Annotated in this window: 26 protein-coding genes and 1 riboswitch; of the genes, 20 read left to right on the top strand and 6 right to left on the bottom strand. The window is 71.6% G+C overall.

Annotation, left to right across the window (positions count from 1 at the left end; all coding sequences use genetic code 11):
- Nucleotides 1-203: 203 nt before the first annotated feature.
- Both BKD30_RS09830 and BKD30_RS09825 read right to left on the bottom strand, forming a co-directional pair.
- Nucleotides 204-698 carry a hypothetical protein gene (locus BKD30_RS09830; protein WP_076704305.1) on the bottom strand — a complete coding sequence of 165 codons (495 nt, stop codon included), beginning with the start codon at nucleotides 696-698 and terminating at the stop codon, nucleotides 204-206.
- A 48-nt stretch (nucleotides 699-746) separates the two neighbouring features.
- A complete protein-coding gene (locus BKD30_RS09825) occupies nucleotides 747-2,033 on the bottom strand; it encodes an acyl-CoA dehydrogenase family protein (RefSeq protein WP_076704304.1) in 1,287 nt (428 codons plus the stop codon).
- Nucleotides 2,034-2,043: 10 nt separating this feature from the next.
- A riboswitch (SAM riboswitch) is annotated at nucleotides 2,044-2,140 on the bottom strand.
- 139 nt (nucleotides 2,141-2,279) lie between these two features.
- On the opposite strand from BKD30_RS09825, the gene BKD30_RS09820 reads away from it, so the two are divergent.
- The 5 genes from BKD30_RS09820 to BKD30_RS09800 all read left to right on the top strand — a co-directional run bounded on the left by BKD30_RS09820 (nucleotide 2,280) and on the right by BKD30_RS09800 (nucleotide 4,577).
- A complete protein-coding gene (locus BKD30_RS09820; protein WP_076704303.1) occupies nucleotides 2,280-2,600 on the top strand; it encodes an ArsR/SmtB family transcription factor in 321 nt (106 codons plus the stop codon).
- A gap of 2 nt (nucleotides 2,601-2,602) precedes the next feature.
- The gene (locus BKD30_RS09815; protein ID WP_328586905.1) at nucleotides 2,603-2,995 is read left to right on the top strand and encodes a VOC family protein; all 393 of its coding nucleotides are present in this window, start codon (nucleotides 2,603-2,605) and stop codon (nucleotides 2,993-2,995) included.
- 34 nt (nucleotides 2,996-3,029) lie between these two features.
- On the top strand, nucleotides 3,030-3,362 hold the full coding sequence (locus BKD30_RS09810; protein ID WP_328586904.1) for an AAA family ATPase: 333 nt from the start codon (nucleotides 3,030-3,032) through the stop codon (nucleotides 3,360-3,362).
- 182 nt (nucleotides 3,363-3,544) lie between these two features.
- Nucleotides 3,545-4,000, top strand: coding sequence for a GNAT family N-acetyltransferase (locus tag BKD30_RS09805; protein WP_235861600.1), 456 nt, complete (start codon nucleotides 3,545-3,547; stop codon nucleotides 3,998-4,000).
- Between the two features lie 61 nt (nucleotides 4,001-4,061).
- Nucleotides 4,062-4,577 (top strand): RES domain-containing protein, encoded by a 516-nt coding sequence (locus BKD30_RS09800; RefSeq protein WP_076704299.1) that lies wholly within the window; start codon nucleotides 4,062-4,064, stop codon nucleotides 4,575-4,577.
- Between the two features lie 102 nt (nucleotides 4,578-4,679).
- On the opposite strand, the gene BKD30_RS09795 is transcribed toward BKD30_RS09800, so the two are convergent.
- Together BKD30_RS09795 and BKD30_RS09790 are read right to left on the bottom strand one after the other, a co-directional pair.
- Nucleotides 4,680-5,105 carry a type II toxin-antitoxin system VapC family toxin gene (locus BKD30_RS09795; protein WP_076704298.1) on the bottom strand — a complete coding sequence of 142 codons (426 nt, stop codon included), beginning with the start codon at nucleotides 5,103-5,105 and terminating at the stop codon, nucleotides 4,680-4,682.
- Nucleotides 5,102-5,338, bottom strand: a complete 237-nt coding sequence (locus BKD30_RS09790; protein ID WP_076704296.1) for a type II toxin-antitoxin system Phd/YefM family antitoxin — start codon at nucleotides 5,336-5,338, stop codon at nucleotides 5,102-5,104. The genes BKD30_RS09795 and BKD30_RS09790 overlap by 4 nt, the downstream gene beginning before the upstream one ends.
- A gap of 103 nt (nucleotides 5,339-5,441) precedes the next feature.
- Between BKD30_RS09790 and BKD30_RS09785 the strand changes: the two genes are divergently transcribed.
- The 4 genes from BKD30_RS09785 (at nucleotide 5,442) to BKD30_RS09770 (ending at nucleotide 8,957) form a co-directional block, all read left to right on the top strand.
- Nucleotides 5,442-5,741 (top strand): type II toxin-antitoxin system Phd/YefM family antitoxin, encoded by a 300-nt coding sequence (locus BKD30_RS09785; RefSeq protein ID WP_218189291.1) that lies wholly within the window; start codon nucleotides 5,442-5,444, stop codon nucleotides 5,739-5,741.
- Nucleotides 5,738-6,004, top strand: coding sequence for a type II toxin-antitoxin system RelE/ParE family toxin (locus BKD30_RS09780; protein ID WP_076704295.1), 267 nt, complete (start codon nucleotides 5,738-5,740; stop codon nucleotides 6,002-6,004). Before BKD30_RS09785 ends, BKD30_RS09780 begins: the two co-directional genes overlap by 4 nt.
- A gap of 289 nt (nucleotides 6,005-6,293) precedes the next feature.
- Nucleotides 6,294-8,096, top strand: a complete 1,803-nt coding sequence (locus BKD30_RS09775; protein ID WP_076704293.1) for a proline--tRNA ligase — start codon at nucleotides 6,294-6,296, stop codon at nucleotides 8,094-8,096.
- A 108-nt stretch (nucleotides 8,097-8,204) separates the two neighbouring features.
- Nucleotides 8,205-8,957: a TSUP family transporter gene (locus BKD30_RS09770; protein ID WP_143588151.1), complete on the top strand. Its 753-nt coding sequence runs from the start codon at nucleotides 8,205-8,207 to the stop codon at nucleotides 8,955-8,957.
- 18 nt (nucleotides 8,958-8,975) lie between these two features.
- Here BKD30_RS09770 and BKD30_RS09765 read toward each other — a convergent pair whose 3' ends face one another.
- On the bottom strand, nucleotides 8,976-9,707 hold the full coding sequence (locus tag BKD30_RS09765; RefSeq protein WP_076704290.1) for a VIT1/CCC1 transporter family protein: 732 nt from the start codon (nucleotides 9,705-9,707) through the stop codon (nucleotides 8,976-8,978).
- Between the two features lie 143 nt (nucleotides 9,708-9,850).
- Between BKD30_RS09765 and BKD30_RS09760 the strand changes: the two genes are divergently transcribed.
- The 5 genes from BKD30_RS09760 to rbfA all read left to right on the top strand — a co-directional run bounded on the left by BKD30_RS09760 (nucleotide 9,851) and on the right by rbfA (nucleotide 15,497).
- The gene (locus BKD30_RS09760) at nucleotides 9,851-10,459 is read left to right on the top strand and encodes a ribosome maturation factor RimP (protein ID WP_159440565.1); all 609 of its coding nucleotides are present in this window, start codon (nucleotides 9,851-9,853) and stop codon (nucleotides 10,457-10,459) included.
- A gap of 1 nt (nucleotide 10,460) precedes the next feature.
- On the top strand, nucleotides 10,461-11,525 hold the full coding sequence (gene nusA, locus BKD30_RS09755) for a transcription termination factor NusA (RefSeq protein ID WP_083956237.1): 1,065 nt from the start codon (nucleotides 10,461-10,463) through the stop codon (nucleotides 11,523-11,525).
- Nucleotides 11,526-11,641: 116 nt separating this feature from the next.
- A complete protein-coding gene (locus BKD30_RS09750) occupies nucleotides 11,642-11,893 on the top strand; it encodes a YlxR family protein (RefSeq protein WP_235861597.1) in 252 nt (83 codons plus the stop codon).
- A gap of 137 nt (nucleotides 11,894-12,030) precedes the next feature.
- A complete protein-coding gene (gene infB, locus BKD30_RS09745) occupies nucleotides 12,031-14,937 on the top strand; it encodes a translation initiation factor IF-2 (protein ID WP_076704287.1) in 2,907 nt (968 codons plus the stop codon).
- A 128-nt stretch (nucleotides 14,938-15,065) separates the two neighbouring features.
- Nucleotides 15,066-15,497 (top strand): 30S ribosome-binding factor RbfA, encoded by a 432-nt coding sequence (rbfA, locus tag BKD30_RS09740; RefSeq protein ID WP_076704286.1) that lies wholly within the window; start codon nucleotides 15,066-15,068, stop codon nucleotides 15,495-15,497.
- 25 nt (nucleotides 15,498-15,522) lie between these two features.
- On the opposite strand, the gene BKD30_RS09735 is transcribed toward rbfA, so the two are convergent.
- Entirely contained in the window at nucleotides 15,523-16,665 is a 1,143-nt protein-coding gene (locus BKD30_RS09735) for a pyridoxal phosphate-dependent aminotransferase (RefSeq protein WP_076704284.1), read from the bottom strand.
- A 39-nt stretch (nucleotides 16,666-16,704) separates the two neighbouring features.
- Between BKD30_RS09735 and truB the strand changes: the two genes are divergently transcribed.
- Genes truB through BKD30_RS09705 form a run of 6 tightly spaced genes read left to right on the top strand, consistent with a single transcriptional unit; the run spans nucleotide 16,705 to nucleotide 20,902 of the window.
- Nucleotides 16,705-17,700 (top strand): tRNA pseudouridine(55) synthase TruB, encoded by a 996-nt coding sequence (gene truB / locus BKD30_RS09730; protein WP_083956236.1) that lies wholly within the window; start codon nucleotides 16,705-16,707, stop codon nucleotides 17,698-17,700.
- Nucleotides 17,697-18,065, top strand: a complete 369-nt coding sequence (locus BKD30_RS09725) for a hypothetical protein (RefSeq protein ID WP_076704281.1) — start codon at nucleotides 17,697-17,699, stop codon at nucleotides 18,063-18,065. Before truB ends, BKD30_RS09725 begins: the two co-directional genes overlap by 4 nt.
- Entirely contained in the window at nucleotides 18,041-18,538 is a 498-nt protein-coding gene (locus BKD30_RS09720) for a hypothetical protein (RefSeq protein ID WP_076704380.1), read from the top strand. The genes BKD30_RS09725 and BKD30_RS09720 overlap by 25 nt, the downstream gene beginning before the upstream one ends.
- Nucleotides 18,531-19,193 (top strand): GNAT family N-acetyltransferase, encoded by a 663-nt coding sequence (locus tag BKD30_RS09715; RefSeq protein WP_159440564.1) that lies wholly within the window; start codon nucleotides 18,531-18,533, stop codon nucleotides 19,191-19,193. The genes BKD30_RS09720 and BKD30_RS09715 overlap by 8 nt, the downstream gene beginning before the upstream one ends.
- Before the next feature lie 49 nt (nucleotides 19,194-19,242).
- Nucleotides 19,243-19,839, top strand: coding sequence for a DUF4345 domain-containing protein (locus BKD30_RS09710; protein ID WP_076704278.1), 597 nt, complete (start codon nucleotides 19,243-19,245; stop codon nucleotides 19,837-19,839).
- Between the two features lie 46 nt (nucleotides 19,840-19,885).
- Complete coding sequence (locus BKD30_RS09705; protein ID WP_076704277.1) at nucleotides 19,886-20,902, top strand: bifunctional riboflavin kinase/FAD synthetase; 1,017 nt, start codon at nucleotides 19,886-19,888, stop codon at nucleotides 20,900-20,902.
- Nucleotides 20,903-20,916 lie beyond the last annotated feature (14 nt).

The raw sequence follows: 20,916 nt of genomic DNA, 5'->3' as shown, positions 1-20,916 counted from the left end.
GCGGCCATCTCGGCTCGGCGCGGGTCGAGCGTCCGCACTGCGTCGACTCGGCGTGGGTCGAAAGCCCGCCCTGCGTTGACTATTGAATTTCGGGGCTCCAGCCCGGGGCCGGAGCCCCGAAATTCAATAGTCAACGACGGCGGCGCGGTGTCAACGACGGCGGCGACGGTGTCGATCGCGGTGGGGACGCGTCGGTGACCCGCTCAGCTCCGCAGGAAACGGGCGGCGACGGTGGCCCGACGGATCGCCGTCAGCCGCTCCCGCTGCTCACCGGCCCGCTTCTGCAGGCGCTGCAGTGCCGCCCGGTCCAGCCCGGGTGTGGGCGGCAGCGACAGCAGCGTGTCCCACAGGGACTCCTTCGCGTCCACCGCGGACTCCAGCGCCTCCAGCTCCAGTTCGGTCGCCTGCGAGCCGCGGCGCCGCAGCGGGTTGATCGGATCGATCCGGGTGGCGACGGCACCGACGACGCCGACCACGCGGCGGACGGGTGGCACCCGGTAGCCCAGCCGGCGCACCAGAGCGGCCAGTTCCCGCCGGTCGGCGTCGACCGCCTCCGTCACCCGACGCAGGTCGGGACCGTGCTTGGTATCCCGCCACGTCCGGGACGCAGCCCGGAACAGTTGCACCCCGGCGGACGCGGCGAGCAGGTGGTGCACCAGGTACGGCGCGAATTCGTCGTCGTTCAACCGGTGAGTCATGGTCTCATTGTCCACCCGGCGCGAGCGGGCCGACCGGCGATCACCGGCTCAGCTCGACGGGCGGGCGTCGCCGATCGCGTTCAGCCCCTCCGGCGGGGTGCCGTTGACGAACCAGTCGCCGATGGCGCGGGCCCGGAACACGGCGGGGTTGTGCGTGGCCACGGTCTGCGCGTTGCGCCAGTGCCGGTCCAGGCCTTTGCGCGTGCTGGTCGCGGAGGCGCCGGACGCCTCGAACAACTGCTGCGCCGCGGCCAGCGCGAGCTCCGGCACCGTCACCTGCGCCTGCTCGACGTCGACCTCGGCCACCAGCTGCGCGCGGGTCGCCGGCTCCGGCTCCCCACCGACGTCGACCGCCGCAGGTGCGTCCGCGAGGGAGCGGTCCAGGCTGCGGGCGGCGGCCAGCACGGTGGCCTCCGCCGCGAAGGCGCGGGCCGCGATGCGGCCCACCACCTGCTGGATCAGCGGGTCGTCCCGGAACAGCTGGCCGGAGCCGGTGTTGAAGGTGCGGGTGCGACCGGCGACGATCGTCGCGGCGTCGTCACGGGCGGCTCGGGCGATACCGGCGAGCACGGCCAGCAGCACCAACTGGAAGAAGGCCGCCTCGTGGACCGCCTCCGCGGACCCGACCACCCGCTCGAGCACGTCCTGGTCGTCGACGAGCACGTCGGTGAAGACGGCCGTCCCGGTGCCGGTCAGCTTCTGCCCGAACCCGTCCCAGTCGTCCTCGACCCGCACGCCGTCGGCCGTCACGGGCACGACGGCGAAGCGGCGTCCGTCGGCACCCTCGAGCGCAGCGCTGACGCGGGTGTGGTCGGAGAAGATCGTGCCGGTCGTGTAGTACTTGGTGCCGTTCAACCGCCAGCCGCCGTCCGCGTCGCGGCTCAGCGTTGTGTTCAGCGTGCCCAGGGCGTTGCCGCCGCGCTCCGTGGACGCGTTTCCCACCGTCTGGCCGGCGGCGATCCGGCCGTACCAGCGTTCCCGCACCGGCGTCGGCTGCCACCGCAGGGACTCGGTGAAGCCCAGGTGCGAGCGGTACAGGTGGGCGACGTTCGAGTCCGCCGCCGCGAGGTCGATGAGCAACCGCGTCACCGTCTCCACGGACACCCCCGCTCCGCCGTACTCCACGGGTACGCGCAGGGCGCCGAACCCGGCCTCGTCGAGCCAGCGCACGGGCTCGTGCGGCAGGGTGCGGTCCTGGTCACGGGCCAGGGCGTCCTCGGCGATGCGGGCGAGGATCGGGGCGAACCGGGCATGCACCCGCTCGTACTCGGCGTCGGGTCCGCCGGGGGTGGACCCGGTCGAGGCGGCCGTGTCGGTCGGCAGGGTCGTGGTCATCGGTGCATCAGCTCCATCGTTCCTGGCGTGAGCACCGGCCCCGTGTGCGCACGGGGTGGTTGCTGCGGCGTCGTGGAGCCAGGTCTCTCGGCCGCTCGGGATGGGGTGTCCGGTCCGGACCGGACTGAACGGCACCAGCCCACGCGATCGGGCCGGTCCGGCGCAAGTCGATGCTGCCGTCGACGTGACACGCGACGTCATACGCCGCACGTGACACGCAACCGAGAAGTTGCTTATGCTGTCAGGATGGACGACGGTTTCACCGCCATCGCTCATCCGGCGCGGCGAGCCGTGATCGGCGAGCTGGCCGAGCGGAACGACCAGACACTGTTCGAGCTGACCATCCGGCTGCTCGAACGGTACGACCTGCCCCTGACCCGGCAGGCGGTGGCCAAGCACATCGTCGTCCTGCGCGAGGCCGGCCTGCTCACGGTGAGCACGCGCGGCCGGACCACCGTCCATCACCTGCACACGGACGCGCTGGCGCCCGTCCGTGACTGGCTCGCCCGGCTGCCGGGGACCGAGCCGCACCCTCCCGACCCCCGTTCCGACACCACCCAGGAGTAGTCGTGATCATCAGCACCATGAGCATCTTCGTCGACGACCAGCAGCGCGCGCTCGACTTCTACACCGGTCCGCTCGGCTTCGTGCCGCAGCAGGACATCCCGCTCGGCGGCCCGTACCGCTGGCTGACCGTCTCCTCGCCCGAGCATCCCGACGGCGTGCAGATCTCGCTCGAGCCGGCCGAGCATCCCGCCGTCGCACCCTTCCGGGACGCACTGGTGGCCGACGGCATCCCGTTCACCAGTTTCACCGTCGCGGACGTGGGTGCCGAGTACCAGCGGCTGCGCGATCTCGGGGTCGTGTTCACCCAGGAGCCGCTGCAGCAGGGGCCGTTGACCACCGCCGTCCTCGACGACACCTGCGGCAACCTCATCCAGCTCGCGGCGATGGAGGAGTGAGGGGCCTGAGGGACCGTGCGAGGGATGTGTGACCGTGTTCGGTGATCGGTTGTCGATCCGCCGGGTCGCGGAGCTGGCCGAGGAGCCGATGCCGCGGCGTGGATGGCCCGCGACCCTTCCCGCGGTGGATCAGCTGCTCGATGAAGGCCTGGACCTCGGGCCGGCGACCGACCTGGTCGGTGAGAACGGAGCGGGCAAGTCCACGATCGTCGAAGCCATCGCCGGGGCGTTCGGCCTGACATCCGAAGGCGGATCGACCGGCGCGAACCTGCACACGCGGCGCTCGGAGGCCGAGCTGTGGCGGCACCTGTCCCTGGTGCGAGCCCCCGGTGGATCGCGGCGCGGATTCTTCCTGCGGGCGGGGTGACAGGTTGGCCACCTCGCACGGGAGCCCGAACAACGGGGTCACTGTTCGGGCCAGAGCGTCAGAGCCCGAACAAGGCGGTCACTGTTCGGGCTGGGGTGCGCACAGCGACGTGGCAGGCCTCGTGGTGTTCGACATTCGCGGGCCTCGCGCACCACCACGGGATGACGTGTGACGATAGCTGCGTGTGGACAGCCGCAGCAGACCAGCACGTTCCCGACGACGTCGCGCGGATCCTGGAGACGCTGCCCGACTGGTTCGGCCTGCCGGAGGCCAACCAGGACTACATCGACGCCGCTCGCGTGAAGGAGACGTGGGCCGTGCGGGACCGCACCGGCGTCGTCGTCGGGATCGCTCTCGTCGATCGGCACTTCCCTCATGTCGCCGAACTGCATCTGATGGCCGTGGACCGCGCGCACCACGGATCCGGCGTCGGCACCGCTCTGGTCGACGCTGTCGAAGCGGACGCACGGGCCCGTGGTCTTCGCTTGCTCGAGGTGAAGACCCTCGGCCCGTCGCACCCCGACCTCGGCTACGGCCGCACGCGGCACTTCTACGAACGGCGTGGATTCCTGCCACTGGAGGAGACCGATCTGTGGGGCGAGGACAACCCGTGCCTGTTCATGGTCAAGCCGATCTGAAACCCGCTTCGCGGCGTGACAGCGCTCGGTACGAGTGACGGGGACGTGGTACTGATCGGGTATGCCGCAGAACCCGACGGTCCCCGCCGTCACCTCGGACGGCTCGCCGCTCGTGACCGTTCAAGGCACGTTCTTTCGCGCTGTCGACCCGGCGTACCGGGAGTCGGCGCTCGCAGGATCTCGATCAGCGACGCGCTACGCCCCAGCGAACATGCCGACGCTCTACCTGAGTGCGTCGCGCTCCGGTGTCGCGGCGGCCCTGATCAAGCACGGCGGTGATCGAGCCGCCGAACTGGAGGTCCTGACCTTCACCGTGACGGCGCAGCGGATCGCGGACCTTCGCGACGTCGCAGCGATGCGCCGACTGGGCGTCGACCCGAAGGACGCGGCCGGCGACTGGCAGCGCGAGACCGCCGAAACCGGCACCGCACGGTCCTGGCGGGTGCGCCGAGCGCTTGAGCGGATCGGCGCAACGGGTCTCATCGATCCCTCCTGCAAAGCGCCGGGCCTGTGGCATCTGGCCCTGTTCGAGTGGAACGTCGAAGGGGCGCCCACGGTTCAGCTGGCGACGCCCTAGACCCCACATGACGACGGGGAGGCGGCGGGGTCCTCACCTAGCGAAAGGTTGTCGATCCAGATCGCTCTTGGACGGCCCGCGACCGGACGGGGAGTGCGCCGACTACGAGCCCGACGACCACGGATCCAGCACTGCGACCCCGGTCGGCTCGAAGTCCCTCACGTTCCGCGTCACGACCGTCAGGCCATGGATGGCGGCGGTCGCAGCAATGAACGCGTCACGTTCGGGACGAGGGTCTGGTACGTGGAGATGCGCCGCTCGCAGGGCTACGTCGATGTCCACCGGGAGGATGCGACCGGCGAACCCGGCCAGTACCCCTGCGTCCATCCAGGCCCTGAGCGCAGCCCCTTGCCGGCGATCGCGGCGCTCCACTCGCGCGACGCCCAACTCGACCTCCAATACGGTGACGACGCTGATGTACAGGCCCCGTGCAGGATGCCGCTGCGCCCAGTCCAACACCCGAGGGTCGACGACGCCGGGCGGCTTTCGCAACTCGCTGACGACGTTCGTGTCGAGGAGAAAGCTCAAAGCTGCGCGGCCCGCGGCAGGGACGTCAGCCGGCCCGGCTCGAAGTCGAGGTCGTCATCGGTCTGCAGCCACTCAACGATGCTGCGTTTGTCGGTGAGTTTTTCGTAGGCTGGTGCCGACAGCAGCACGTAGGCCGCTCGACCCCGATCGGTGATGACCACGGGGCCATCATCGGCTGCTCGCTTGGCGGCGCTGACATCTCGATTGAAGTCGCGCGCACTTATCGTCTTCACCGGTCCCCTCCAGAATGTGGGTACATACCTACTTTACTGTCCGAATCGCGTGATGCCGAGTTCTTGTCGGCTCATCTCCCTTCTCCACCGGTTGGCTACAATCATGGCTATGACGACGTTACCCCTCGCTACCGTCCGGGATCGCCTGTCTGCCCTGGTGGACGACGTGGCCCGGACACATGACACGCTGACCATCACCAGGAACGGCACACCGGCTGCCGTTGTTCTCTCCGTCGAGGACTATGACTCCATCATGGAGACCCTCGCACTGCTCAACGATCCGACTGACCGGGAACGCCTTGCCGAGGCGGATGAATCGATCGCGAAGGGCGATGTGACCACCGGCGAGGAGATGGCGAGTCTGCTCGCAAGACGACGGCAGCGTGAGACCGGGACCGCTTGAAATACGGCATCGACGTCGCCCGGCCCGCACGCCGGGCTCTGACGGACGAGCTTCCCCCGGCGGTGGCCGCCGCAGCATGGGTACTCATCGACGGTCCGCTTCGGGACAATCCACAACGGCTGGGCATGCCGCTCCGCGCCCCCTTTGCCGGCGACCGGGTCGCTCGACGCAGCAGTTATCGGGTTCGATACCGCATCGACGACAAGCGGCGCGTCGTCGTGGTGCTCGACATTCGCGGACGAACCGACGCGTACCGCGGCTGAGCGCCGCAACGAGGAGAGCACGCGACGACGCCGACTCGGGGTGGCCGAGAAACGTTCGGCTGATCGTCGGGCGGTGCACGGGAGCCCGAACAATCGGGTCGCTGTTCGGGCCGGAGCGCTAGAGCCCGAACAAGGCGGTCACTGTTCGGGCTGGAGTGCAAGCAGCGACGAGGCGGCCGCCGACGAGGGCAACGCCGACCGGGTAGAACGAGTGCGAGCAGCGACGTAATACACTCGCTGGGGGCCGGACCGGCCCATCTTCCCGCCCCGACGAACGGATTCCGCACCCGTGGTCACGCGCCTCAGCCAGCTCTTCCTCCGCACCCTGCGGGAGGACCCCGCCGACGCCGACGTCGCCAGCCACCGGCTGCTGGTCCGGGCCGGGTACATCCGCCGCGCCGCCCCGGGGATATACTCGTGGCTGCCGCTCGGGCTGAAGGTGCTGGGCAGGGTCGAGGCGATCGTGCGCGAGGAGATGAACGCCATCGGCGCCCAGGAGGTGCACTTCCCGGCGCTGCTGCCGCGGGAGCCCTACGAGGTGACGAACCGCTGGACGGAGTACGGCGAGAACCTGTTCCGGCTGCAGGACCGCCGGGAGGCGGACTACCTGCTGGCCCCCACGCACGAGGAGATGTTCACCCTCCTGGTCAAGGACATGTACACGTCCTACAAGGACCTGCCGGTCTACCTGTACCAGATCCAGACCAAGTACCGGGACGAAGCCCGGCCCCGGGCCGGGCTGCTGCGCGGGCGTGAGTTCATCATGAAGGACTCCTACTCGTTCGACGCCGACGACGACGGCCTGCAGCGCGCGTACGACGCCCATCGCGGCGCCTACCTGCGGATCTTCGACCGGCTGGGCCTGGAGGTCGTCGCCGTCAACGCCGTCTCCGGTGCCATGGGTGGCTCCCGCAGCGAGGAGTTCCTGCACCCGACCGACGTCGGCGAGGACACGTTCGTCCGCTCCGCCGGCGGGTACGCCGCCAACGTCGAAGCGGTCACCACGGTCGTGCCGCCGGCCCTCGACCACGCCGGCGCCCCCGCCGCCCACGTCGAGGCCACCCCGGACACGCCGACCATCGACACGCTGGTCGCCGATGCCAATGCTCGCTTCCCGCGCGAGGACCGGCCGTGGGCCGCGGCGGACACCCTGAAGAACGTCGTCCTCGCCGTCGACCTGCCGACCGGGCAGCGGCGCATCGTCGTCATCGGCCTGCCCGGCGACCGCGCCGTCGACCTGAAGCGGGTCGAGGCCACCATCGGCGCCCACCTGGGCGTCGCCGGCGAGGTGGCCGTCGAGGCCGCCACCGAGGCGGACCTGGCGGCCCACCCCGGCCTGGTCAAGGGCTACATCGGTCCGGGCATCGCTCTGGACGAACCGGTCCTGGGGACGGAATCGGCGACCGGGCTGCTGTACCTGCTCGACCCGCGCGTCGTCGACGGGACCCGGTGGATCACCGGGGCCAACCAGCCGGGCCGGCACGTGTTCGACCTGACCGCCGGCCGCGACTTCGCCGCCGACGGCGGGATCGAGGCCAGCGAGGTGCGCGCCGGGGACGAGGCGCCCGACGGGTCCGGCCCGCTGGAACTGGCCCGCGGCATCGAGATGGGACACATCTTCCAGCTCGGCCGCAAGTACGCCGAGGCCCTCGACCTGCAGGTGCTCGACGCCAACGGCAAGCGGGTCACCGTGACCATGGGCTCCTACGGCATCGGCGTCAGCCGCGCCGTCGCCGCGCTCGCCGAGGGCAACCACGACGAGAGGGGCCTGATCTGGCCGCGGAACGTCGCACCGTTCGACGTGCACCTGATGGCCACCGGCAAGGGTGAGAAGATCTTCGCCGCCGCCGAGCAACTGGCCGCCGACCTTCAGGCCGCCGGCCTGGACGTGCTCTACGACGACCGGCCCCGCACCTCCCCGGGCGTGAAATTCGGGGACGCCGAACTGATCGGCGTGCCCACGACGGTCGTCGTCGGGCGCGGGCTGGCCGACGGGGTTGTGGAGGTCCGCGACCGACGCACCGGGGACAGCGTCGACGTGCCCGTGGCCGACGCGGTCGGGCACCTGCGCGGCGTCGTCCGTGGCTCGTGAGGGCCGGCAACTGACGACTGGCAAGCGACGACCGGCGCATGACGACCACCCCGTGAAGATCACCTCGTGACCACTGGCCTGGAGGCCGCCGACCCGGCCATCATCGTGATGGTGATCGTCGCCGGCCTCGCCGCGGGCTGGGTCGACGCCGTCGTCGGGGGAGGGGGCCTGTTGCAGCTGCCCGCGATGCTGCTGGTGCCCGGGATCACCCCGGTGCAGGCGCTCGCGACGAACAAGATGGGCTCGGTGTTCGGCACCACCACCAGTGCCGTGACCTACTTCGGCCGCGTCCGGCCGGACCTGCGCACCGCGCTGCCGATGGCCGGTTTCGCCCTGGTGGGCAGCGTGTGCGGGGCCGTCGTCGCGGCCAGCCTGCCGCAAGAGGTGTTCAAACCGGTGATCCTGATCGCGCTGATCGCGGTCGCGGTCTTCACCGCGCTCAAACCGTCCGCCGGTCAGGTCACGCAGCTGCGGCACCGGGGCCGGCGCCACCACGGCCTGGCCGGGCTGATCGGGGTGGTGATCGGCTTCTACGACGGACTGCTCGGCCCGGGCACCGGCTCGTTCCTGGTGATCGCGCTGGTCACGGTGCTCGGTTACGCGTTCCTGCAGGCCAGCGCGAAGGCGAAGATCGTCAACGTCGCCACCAACGTCGGGGCCCTGCTGTTCTTCGTCCCGCACGGTTCGGTGCTGTGGGGACTCGGCCTGATCCTCGGCGCGGCGAACATGGTGGGCGGCTACCTCGGAGCCCGCACCGCCGTCGCCCGCGGCAGCCGGTTCATCCGGGTGGTGTTCCTCGTCGTCGTCGGCCTGCTCGTGCTCAAACTCGGGTCCGACATCATCACGGACCTGCGCGCCTGACGCAGCCTCGCGGCGTGCTCAGCCGACGCCGGAAACACCGAGCAGCCGGCCGATCAGGAAGGTGGCGGCCAGGGCCAGCGCCCCGCCGAGCACGACGCGGATCGTCGCCCGCAGCAGGGGAGCGTTGCCCAACCGCGCGGCCACGGCGCCGGTGACGGCGAGGGCGAGCAGCGTGACGACGCCGGTGACCGGTACGCGCCAGGCGGCCGGCGGCAGCAGGATCGCGATCATCGGCAGCAGCGCGCCCACGAGGAACGCCCCGAACGAGGCGAAAGCGGCGTGCCAGGGGCTGACGACGTCGTCCTGGTCGATGTTCAGTTCCATGGCCAGGTGCGCGCCCAGGGCGTTCCGCTCGGTCAGCTCGAGGGCGACCTGCCGGGCGGTCTCCTCGCGCAGACCCTGCTGCCGATAGAGCTCGGTCAGCTCGGCGAGCTCGCCCACCGGGTCGTCCCGCAGTTCGGCGGTCTCCTTGGCGATCAGTGCCCGCTCGGTGTCGCGCTGGCTGCTGACCGAGACGTACTCGCCCAGCGCCATGGACACGGCACCACCCACCAGAGCGGCGGTGCCGGCGACGGCGATGGGTCCCGGATCGGTGGTGACGCCGGCGACGCCGACGACGACCGCGGCAACCGAGACGATGCCGTCGTTCGCGCCCAGCACCCCGGCGCGGAGTCGATTCAACCGCTGGGAGAGGCCGGAGTCGGCGTGCGGCTCGGGACGGTCGTGGAGACGAGACTGCGGCTGGTCCATGCAGGCATCAAACCCCCGACGCGACGATACCGCCAGCAAGGTTCGGCTTGCCTTCTCTCCGCCCGCGGCCTGCCCGTGTGCCGGTGCCCGACCGGGACACGGTAATGTCGTTAGGCTGGAACACAACCACGCAGCAGGAGGTCATGATGGCGGCCAGGTCCGGCCAGAAGCACGCGCCGGCGCCACGGCGGAACGGGCAACCGACGGCGGCCGACACCGGGCGGGTCGAAACTCTGTTCGCGCCCCTGGTGGCCGATGCGGGTCTGCACCTGGAGCAGGTCCGGCTGCACGGACCCGCCGCGCTGCGCACCCTCAGCGTCATCGTCGACCTGCCGGAGGAGCGGATCGGATCGCTCGGTCTCGACGAGGTCGCCGAGCTGGCCCGCCGGCTCTCCGACGCCCTGGACAAGGACCCGGACGTCGTCCCCGGGCCGGTGAATCTGGAGGTCTCCTCCCCGGGAGCCGAGCGGAAGCTGACGGAGCCGCGCCACTGGCGGCGCTCCCGCGGCCGTCTGGTCAAGGTGGTCACGACGACCGGGTCGACGATCGTGGGGCGCTTGACGGAGACCGGTGACACCGAGGTGACGATCGTTCCGCGCATCGAGGGTCCCAAGGGTACCCGAGCCCGGGACGGGGAGCCGGTCCGGATCGCCTACGAGACGGTGACCTCCGCGCGTGTCCAGGTCGAATTCACCGACCCGGACGACCGCCGTCTTGAGCAGGACGACACCGCCGGAGATGAGGAGGCCTGAGATGGACATCGACATGAGCGCCCTGCGACTCCTCGAGCAGGAGCGCGAGATCCCGCTCGACCGGCTGATCCCCGCGATCGAACAGGCCCTGGTCGTCGCCTACCAGAAGGGCACCGGCCACACCCACCAGGCCCGCGCCGAGCTGGACCGCAAGACCGGGCACGTGACCATCTACGCGGTCGAGACCGACGACGACGGCAATCGGGTCGGCGAGTACGACGACACCCCCGCGGGGTTCGGCCGGATCGCGGCGAGCACCGCCCGGCAGATCATCCTGCAGCGGTTGCGGGACGTCGAGGACGACGCCGTCATCGGCGAGTTCCGCGCCAAGGAGGGCGAGTTGGTCTCCGGGGTGATCCAGCAGGGGCACCGTGCCCACATGGTGCAGGTGGACCTCGGCACGGTCGAGGGCGTGCTGCCGCCGACCGAGCAGGTCCCGGGTGAGGAGTACCGGCACGGCAACCGGATCCGTGCCTATGTGCTCGACGTGCATCGCGGCATGAAGGGGCCCTCGATCCTGCTGTCCCGGTCACACCCCGGCATGGTCCGCAAGCTCTTCGGACTCGAGGTCCCCGAGATCGCCGACGGCAGCGTCGAGATCGTCGCCCTCGCCCGGGAGGCGGGGCACCGGACCAAGATGGCCGTCGTGGCTCGGGTGCCCGGCGTCAACGCGAAGGGCGCCTGCATCGGGGAGATGGGTTCACGCGTCCGGGCGGTGATGAGCGAGCTCGCGGGCGAGAAGATCGACATCGTCGACTGGGCGGAGGACCCCGCGGTGTTCATCAAGCATGCCCTGTCACCGGCCCGGGTCACCTCCGTGTCGATCATCGACCAGGCGAGCCGGTCCGCGAAGGTCGTGGTCCCGGAAGCGCAGCTCTCCCTGGCCATCGGCAAGGAGGGACAGAACGCGCGACTGGCGTCCAAGCTGACCGGCTGGCACATCGACATTGCAGCGGACACCACGGCTGCCGGGACCGCCGACACCGCGGCCGCCGAGACCGCGGGCCCCGACACCGCAGCCGCCGATTCCCCCGACATCGCCGACGACGCTGCCGGGGCGCGCTGACACGCCCCGGTTCGCAGGGCCGGGAACAGGAGCTAGACTTGGACGGTGGGGATCTCCGTGCGGGGCCCGTGCGCACCTGCGTCGGCTGCCGTCGCCGGGATTCCCAACATCTGCTCGTGCGTGTGGTCCGCTCCTCCGCCTCCAGTTCTCGGCTGCAGGTGGACGTGCGGCACCACCTGCCCGGTCGCGGGGCGTGGCTCCATCCCGAGCCGCAGTGCCTGCACCGGGCGCTCTCACGTCGAGCGTTCGACCGGGCCTTCCGGGCTCCGGTCGACGCCACCGACGTCGAGTCCTGGATCGCACAGCACGTCCCGGGTCAGCACCAGGCCCGGGACGACCGTCAACCTGAAAGCGGGTCAGAACACTGATGGAAACCCGATGAGTGCCTCCCGATGAGTACGTCACCGTGCTCTCTCATCGCCGCTGACCGTGCCTCGCGCAACGAAAGCGGCAGTACGGAATAGACGGTCCGGCCCTGTCCGGCGCGGACCGAGACAGGAGAAATGTGGCTAAGGTCCGCGTTCACGAGCTCGCCAAGGAGCTCAACATCACGTCGAAGGACGCCCTCGCCAAACTGCAGGAGCTGGGGGAGTTCGTCCGGTCGGCGTCCTCGACCATCGAACCGCCCGTCGCGCGCAAGTTGCGCTCGGCGTACCCGTCGGCACCCGCCGGCAACGGCGCCGCCCGACCCACGGGCCAGCAGACCGCAGGGTCCGGGAACTCCCCGGCCCGTGGCGCTGCCCGCCCCGGTCCCACCGCGCCGAAGCCCGGACCCGCCGCCCCGGCGACGCCGTCCGCTCCGGCGCAGACGCCGGCTCCGGCGGCTCCGGCGGCCGACGCCCCGAGCAGCGCGGCCCCGCAGCCCGTGGCGCCGCGTGCGGACGCGGATGCGCAGGCCCCGGCCGCGCGTCCCACGACCGCCACGCCGTCCAGCGCCCGACCCGGCCCCACGCCGGAGGCCCCGGCTCGCAGCGAGGAGCCCCGCCGAGACAGTGCCCGTCCGGACGACGGTCGACGTCAGGCGCCGGCACCGGGTCAGAGGCCCGGTCCCCGGCCCGGTGCCCCCCGCCCGGGCAACAACCCGTTCGCGCCGTCGCAGGGCATGCCCCGCCAGGGTGGCCGTCCCGGCAACAACCCCTTCGCCCCGTCGCAGGGCATGCCGCGTCCGGGTGGTACCCGTGGCGGCGCCGCCGGCGCGGCGGGTCCGCGCCCACCGGCCGGCGCCGGTGGACCCCGCCCGGTTGCCCCGCGACCCGGTGGCACCGGCGGTCCCCGTCCGGGTGCCCCGCGTCCGGGCGGTACCGGTGGTCCCCGGCCCAACCCGGCGATGATGCCCAAGCGCTCCACCGAGCGCCCGGGCGCCGGTGCAGGACGGCCCGGAGCCGGCGCGGGTCCGCGCCGCGGACCCGGTGGCGGCCCCGGTTCGGGTCCCGCCGGCGGTGGCTTCGGCAAGGGCGGCCGTGGACGCGGCGGCACGCAGGGCGCGTTCGGCAAGGGCGGCGCCAACCGCGGCAAACAGCGCAAGTCGAAGCGCGCGAAGCGGGCGGAACTGGAGCAGATGCAGGCCCCGTCGGTGGGCGGCGTCTCCGTCCGCCGGGGCGACGGCAACACCGTCCTGCGGCTGCGTCGCGGTGCTTCGCTGACCGACTTCGCCGAGAAGATCGATGCGAACCCCGCCTCGCTGGTGACCGTGCTGTTCCACCTCGGCGAGATGGCCACGGCCACGCAGTCCCTCGACGAGGACACCTTCGCGCTGCTGGGCGGTGAGCTCGGCTACAAGATCGAGATCGTGTCCCCGGAGGACGAGGAGCGCGAGCTGCTCGACTCCTTCGACATCGACCTGGACGCGGAGCTCGAGGCCGAGGGCGACGACGAACTGCAGGCCCGGCCGCCGGTGGTCACCGTGATGGGTCACGTCGACCACGGCAAGACCCGCCTGCTGGACGCGATCCGGCACTCCGACGTCGTCTCCGGTGAGTCCGGCGGCATCACGCAGCACATCGGTGCGTACCAGGTGCGGCACGAGCACGAGGGCGTCGACCGGGCGATCACGTTCATCGACACGCCGGGTCACGAGGCGTTCACCGCCATGCGTGCCCGCGGTGCGAAGGTCACCGACATCGCGGTGCTGGTGGTCGCCGCCGACGACGGCGTGATGCCGCAGACGGTCGAGGCGCTCAACCACGCGCAGGCCGCCGGCGTGCCGATCGTCGTCGCCGTCAACAAGATCGACAAGGAGGGTGCGAACCCGGACAAGATCCGCGGTCAGCTCACCGAGTACGGTCTGGTGCCGGAGGAGTACGGCGGGGACACCATGTTCATCGACGTCTCCGCGCGGCAGAACCTGAACATCGACGCGTTGCTCGAGGCGATCCTGCTGACCGCCGACGCGGCGCTGGACCTGCGGGCCAACCCGGACAAGGACGCTCGCGGCGTCGCCATCGAGGCCAACCTCGACCGCGGCCGTGGCGCCGTCGCGACGGTGCTGGTCAACTCCGGCACCCTGCACGTCGGCGACACGATCGTCGCCGGCACCGCGCACGGCCGGGTCCGGGCGATGTTCGGTGACGACGGCGAGCAGGTCGCCGCGGCGCTGCCGTCCCGGCCGGTCCAGGTGCTCGGCCTGTCCTCGGTGCCGCGTGCCGGTGACAGCTTCCTGGTCACCGACGACGAGCGCACCGCCCGGCAGATCGCCGAGAAGCGGGAGGCCGCGGACCGCAACGCGCAGCTGGCCAAGCGGCGCAAGCGGATCAGCCTCGAGGACTTCGACAAGGCCGTGGCCGAGGGCAAGATCGACACCCTCAACCTCATCCTCAAGGGCGACGTGTCCGGTGCCGTGGAGGCGCTGGAGGACGCGCTGCTCAAGATCGACGTGGGCGACGACGACGTCCAACTGCGGGTCATCCACCGCGGCGTCGGCGCGATCACCCAGAACGACGTCAACCTCGCCACGGTGGACAACGCGATCATCATCGGGTTCAACGTCCGCCCGGCCGAGCGGGTCGCCGAACTGGCCGAGCGGGAGGGCGTGGACATGCGCTTCTACTCGGTCATCTACGCCGCGATCGACGACATCGAGAACGCGCTCAAGGGCATGCTCAAGCCGGAGTACGAGGAGGTGCAGCTCGGCACCGCCGAGGTGCGCGAGGTGTTCCGCTCCTCGAAGTTCGGCAACATCGCCGGTTCGCTGGTGCGCAGCGGCACCATCCGCCGCAACACCAAGGCCCGCCTGGTGCGCGACGGCGTCGTGGTCGGGGACAACCTCACCATCGAGTCGCTGCGACGGTTCAAGGACGACGCCACCGAGGTCCGCGAGGGCTTCGAGTGCGGTATCGGCCTCGGTTCGTTCAACGACATCAGGGAAGCGGACACCATCGAGACCTTCGAGATGCGCGAGAAGCCGCGCGTCTGACCGGTCTCGACCCGACGGCGCACCACGCCCGGCACCTCACCGGTGCGGGCACGGTGCGCCGTCGTCCGTCCCGCCGGCGCCGCCCTCGCCGCGTCGACCCCGTCAGACCTCACGAAGGAGTACCCACCATGGCCGACGCAGCACGGGCCGCCCGGCTCGGTGACCGGATCAAGGTCATCGTCGCGCAGGCACTGGAGCGGCGGGTGAAGGACCCCCGACTCGGATTCATCACGATCACCGACTGCCGGGTGACCAACGACCTGCAGCACGCAACCCTGTACTACACGGTGTTCGGCGAGGAGGAGCAGCAGGCGTCCACGCGAGCCGCGCTCGAGTCGGCCAAGGGCGTGCTGCGCTCCGAGGTCGGTCGGAACATCACCGCCCGGCTCACGCCGACCTTGACGTTCGTCGCCGATGAGGTGCCGGTCAACGCCTCTCACGTGGAGGATCTGCTGCGCACCGCCCGTGAGCGGGACGCCGCGCTGGCCGCCCAGGCCTCCGGCGCCGTCTACGCGGGCGAGGAGGACCCCTACCGCAAACCCGCCGATCCCGAGGACTGAGCCCGTCGTTCCTCGCCGGCGAGCGTCACGGCGCGGGCAGGCGGGAGAGGCCTTCGACGAGGGCGTCCGTCGAGCCGCACAGCGCGACCCTCGCCCAGCCCTCACCGCTCGGCCCGAACGCCGTGCCCGGGGCCAGGGCGACCCGGTGCTCGGCGAGGAGCCGGTGGCACCACGCCCGCACGTCGCCCCCGCTGACGGCGCTCACGTCGACCCACAGGTAGAACGCGCCGGTGGCCGGCAGGAACGGGTACCCCCGCGCCGCCAGCAGTCGTTGCGCGGTGTCCCGGTTGACCCGGTAGTGGGCACGGACGGTGTCGATGTACCGTTGTGGCCCGGTCAGGGCCGCGACGGCCGCGTGCTGGACCGCCGGGTTCACGCACGAGACGACGGCCTCCATCACCGGGTCGATCCGGGCCGCCGTCCCGGGCGGTACGACCAGCGCCCCGATCCGCAGCCCGGTCAGCCCGTACGTCTTGGACAGGGTGTGGCAGACGATCACGCGGTGGTCGGTGTCGTACCGCAGCGGGCTGACGTGCTCGACGCCGTCGTACGTGAACGCCTCGTAGCACTCGTCCGAGATCACCCACAGGTCGTGCTCGACCGCGAAGTCCATCAACGCCCGCACCGTCGGCGGGTCGAACACCGCGCCCAGCGGGTTCGACGGGGAGTTCAGCACGATCGCCCGGGTCGCCGGCGTCACCAGCGCCTCAAGATCCGCCACCCGCGGCGCGAACCCGTCCTCGGGCCGCAGCCGGTACCGCACCGGCACCGCGTGCACCAGCGACGCGGTCATCATGAACGTCGGGTAACCGGGGTCGGGGACCAGCACCTCGTCGCCGGCGTCCAGGGTCAGGCTCATCGCCAGGTGCAGACCCTGCTGAGCCCCGGTGACGACGTAGATGCGGGACGGGTCCAGGTGCAGGCCCTGCTGCGCGTTGACCCGGTCGGCGAAGGCCTGCCGCAGCGGGAGCAGCCCCGCGTTCGGGGTGTAGAAGGTCTCGTCCCGTTCGTACGTCTCGATGGCCGCCCGCAGCACGTGCTCGTCGGTCGGGAAACCCGGTTCCCCGATCGAGAGGACGACGGCGTCTCCGGTGGCCCAGGCGGCCTGCGTGATCTCGCGGATCAGGTTCGGTGGAACGGTGCGCACATGCGCGGCCAGGGCGGGCATGCGGCCAGTCTAGGGTGACGTGGCGGTAGGATCGTCTGCGTGCCAGCGCCCGGAAACCCCCACGAGTCCCGTGACGGATTCGTGCTGGTGGACAAGCCGGACGGCTGGACCAGCCACGACGTCGTCGGCCGGATGCGCCGCCTCGCCGGCACCCGCCGGGTCGGCCACGCCGGCACCCTGGACCCCATGGCCACCGGCGTGCTCGTGCTGGGCGTGAACCGGGCTACGAAACTGCTCACCTACGTCGTCGGAACCCCGAAGAGCTACGCGGCGACCATCCGGCTCGGCCAGGCGACCGTGACCGACGACGCCGAGGGCGAGATCGTCGCCGCGGTCGGGACCGACGGGGTCACCGAAGCGGCCGTTCGTGCCGGGGTGGCTGCCCTGACCGGCGCCATCGAGCAGGTCCCCAGCGCCGTCAGCGCCATCAAGGTCAACGGGCAGCGCGCCTACAAGCGGGTGCGCGACGGTGAGGAGGTCACGTTGGCCGCCCGCCCGGTCACCGTCTCCCGGTTCACGGTCGAGCGGCTGCACGCGACCGAGGCGGACGGGGTCCCCGTTCTCGACGTCGACGTCGAGGTGGACTGCTCTTCGGGAACGTACGTGCGAGCCCTCGCCCGGGACCTCGGCGCGGCACTGGGTGTGGGGGGCCACCTGACCCGGTTGCGCCGCCTGGCCGTCGGACCGTTCCGGATCGAGGACGCCGCCACCCTCGACCAGCTCGAGGCGGACCGGGCGCTCGACGGGACGCTGCGACTGATCGACGCCGGTGCCGCTGCCGCCGCCGTGCTGCCGAGCCGCACCGTGGGCGCCGCCGAGGTCACCGAACTGGCGCACGGGCGTCGGCTCGGGCCCGGGCCGGTTCCCGGGACCGTGGCCGCACGGACCGAGGACGGCCGGCTCGCCGCCGTCGTGCAGGACGACGGGCGATCCGCCCGCCCGGCGCTCGTCCTCGTCGATCCGGACCCGGCCGCACCGAAGGACGACGGGAGCACGAACGGCCCGCGCATCTCCCCGGAATCCGGACCGCGATGAGCGTCCTGTTCTGGCTGACCACCGTGGTGGGCCTGTTCTCCACGGCCGTGTGCGTAGTCGAGGGGGTCCGCGGCCGCATCCCGGACAACCTGACCGTCTTCTCCGTGCTGGCCGTCGAACTGGTGCTGCTCGTCGTCGTCGTCGCCGCGATCATCGGCTCGGTCCTCGGCGCCGGCCCGCGCGGTGCCCCCTGGGAGTACTGGGGCTACCTGATCACCGCCGCCCTCATCCCGCCCGCGGCGGTGTACTGGTCGTTGGTCGAGCGCACCCGGTGGAGCACCCTCGTGCTCGCCGCCGTGGGCGTGACCGTGTTCGTCATGATGGCCCGCATGCTGCAGATCTGGGAAGGACGGGGCGGCCTGTGAACGAAGCACCCCGCACTTCGAAAGCGTCCGGGCCCGGGCGGCTGGTCATCGCCGTCTACGCGATCTTCGCCCTCGCCGCCTCCGCGCGTGCCACTTTCCAGATCGCCACGAAATTCGCGGACGCGCCGCTGGCCTACCTGCTGTCCGCCTTCGCCGCGGCCGTGTACATCGTCGCCACCGTGTGCCTGGCCTCCCGCCGGCCTGGTTCCTGGACCGCGGCCGTCGTCGCGGTCGGCATCGAGCTGGTCGGGGTACTCGCGGTCGGGCTGCTCAGCGTGCTCGACCCGACCGCACTGCCGCACGACACCGTGTGGTCCGCCTTCGGCCGCGGCTACGGTTTCGTGCCGCTGGTGCTGCCGATCGTCGGGCTGTGGTGGCTGCACCGGAACCGGCCCGGCCGGGCCCGGCGCGCGGAGAGCGGGACGGCCCGGGGGACGACGACGGAGCCGCGGCGGGGTGGCGACGGTGCCTGAGACCTCCCCGCGACCCGCCCCGGTGGCGCCCCTGATCGAGGGGCCGACCGTGCGGCTGCGCGCCTTGCGGGAGGACGACGTCCCGGCACTGGTGGAGAACTGCCGCGACGAGGCCACGCGCCGATTCGTCCCGGTCCCGCTGGATTACACCCCCGACGACGCCCTGACGTATCTGCACCACACCGTGCCGGACGGTTGGCGGGACGGCACCAACCACGTGTTCGCCGTGGCCGACACGGACGACGACGCGCTGCTCGGCACCGTGGGCCTGCACGCCTTCCGGGCCACCACCGCGGACGTCGGGATCAACATTGGGCCCGCCGCCCGCGGCCGAGGCATCGGCACCGCGGCCTGCCTCCTGCTGATCGACTACGCGGTCGAGGGCCTCGGCATGCGCACCCTCTACTGGCAGGCCTACGTCGGCAACCACGCCAGCCTGGCCCTGGCTCGGCGGCTGGGCTTCACCTTCCGGGCCGAACTGCCCGACTTCGCGAGCCTGCGCGGGGATCCGGTCGACGTGTGGCTGCTCAGCCTCCGTGCCGGTGACGGCGCTGACCCCGGTGCCGCCGGTGACGGCGGTGCCGCCGGTGACGGCGCTGACGGCGGGCCGGCTCGTCCCGCGGCGCCCGGCGAAGCGCCACGTGAGAAACTGTGAGCGCACCAGTTCCGACGGGCCCCTCCCGGCCACGAATCGAGGCAGCAGCGTGAGTGAGAACCAGGCCCGTCCCGGACCGATCGAGGAACCGCAGGGCGGCGCCGGCCCGGGCGCGGGGGAGCGTCGGGGCCGCGACACCCGGGGCCGCGACACCCGAGGGCGTGACACCCGCGGCCGGACACCGGGTGACAGGACACCGGGCCGCGCCGGCGAGAACCGTCCGGGCTCGGACTGGGGCACCTTCCGCGCCGTCGTCATCGGCGTGGGCGTGGTGCTGGTGGTGGTCGGCGCCTGGTTCCTCCTGGCCGGCACGCACGGCCTGCCGAACGCGGCGACCGGTCCTTTCGATCCCACCCTGGAGAGCCAGTTCCGGTTCTTCGCCGCCCAGCAGATCGGGGTCGGCGCCGCGTTCATCGCCATCGCCGTGAAGTTCCAGTGGGTCACGGTGCTCTGGCTGGTCTGCATGATGGTCTTCTTCGGCGGTGTCGGCCGGGTGATCTCGTGGGCGATCGTCGGGGCGACGCCGCACTGGCTGATGATCGTCCTGATGATCCTCGAGCTGGCGTTCCCCGCGGCCCTGCTGGTCTGGCACCGGTGGATCACCAAGACCGTCGACCTGAAACGGTCCCTGGCCGCCGGCCGCTGACCGCCCTGCGCCCCCGGATCGGGGGCGCCCGAAGGAGAACACACGCGTGCAGTATTTCCCTGGCCTCGCCGAGGTTCCCGCCGGGTTCGGACCCAGCGTGGTGACCATCGGCAACTTCGACGGCGTGCACCGCGGCCATCAGCAGGTGATCGCGGAACTGGTGCGGCAGGCCCGTGACCGGGGGCTGCCCGCCGTCGTCGTCACCTTCGATCCGCACCCGGCCACCGTGCACCGTCCCGAGAGTGCGCCGACCCTGATCATGGGCCTGGCCGACCGGCTGGAGGCGCTGGCCGATCTCGGCGTCGACGCCGTGCTGGTGATGCACTACACGGCCGAGCTGGCGCAGACCACCGCCGAGGATTTCGTCACCGGCGTCTTCCTCGACACGCTGGGCGCGCGGGCCGTCGTCGTCGGGCACGACGTGCGGTGGGGCCGGGGGAACGCCGGGGACCGGGCGCTGATGGAGCGGCTCGGTGCCGCCCACGACGTCGACGTCACCGTCATCGAGGAGTACCAGTTCGGTATCGGCGACCCGGACGACCCGGCCGACGCGGGCCGGGAACGACGCTGCTCCTCGACCTGGATCCGGGAGGCCCTGGACGCGGGCGACGTCCGCACGGCTGCCACCGTGCTGGGTCGGCCGCATCGCGTGCGGGGGCTGGTGGTGCACGGTGCCGCGCGCGGCCGGGCGCTCGGCTTCCCGACCGCGAACCTGGACCCGGACGCCGTCGGCTACATCCCCGCCGACGGGGTGTACGCGGGGTGGCTCGTCGATGCGCGGGGCGATCGCTGGCCCGCGGCGATCTCGGTGGGCTCCAACCCGACCTTCGAGGGCGTCAGCCGACAGGTGGAGGCGCACGTCATCGACCGGCCGGCCGGCGAGGACGTCGACGTGTTCGACCTCTACGACCAGCGGGTGGCCGTCGAGTTCGTTCACCGGCTGCGGGGGATGGTCGCGTACGCCGGCGTCGACGCGCTGATCGAGCAGATGCACCTGGACATCGCGGCGACCCGGACGGTGCTGCACGGCGCGCGGACGCCCGGTCACGCCCAGCGGGCGTGACCGGGGCGCTGCTC

It is taken from the genome of Tersicoccus phoenicis (genome assembly GCF_001968835.1).
Taxonomy (GTDB): Bacteria; Actinomycetota; Actinomycetes; order Actinomycetales; family Micrococcaceae; genus Tersicoccus; species Tersicoccus phoenicis.
Note: the sequence above shows the minus strand (reverse complement) of the source record. Positions and strands in the feature narration are given on the sequence as shown.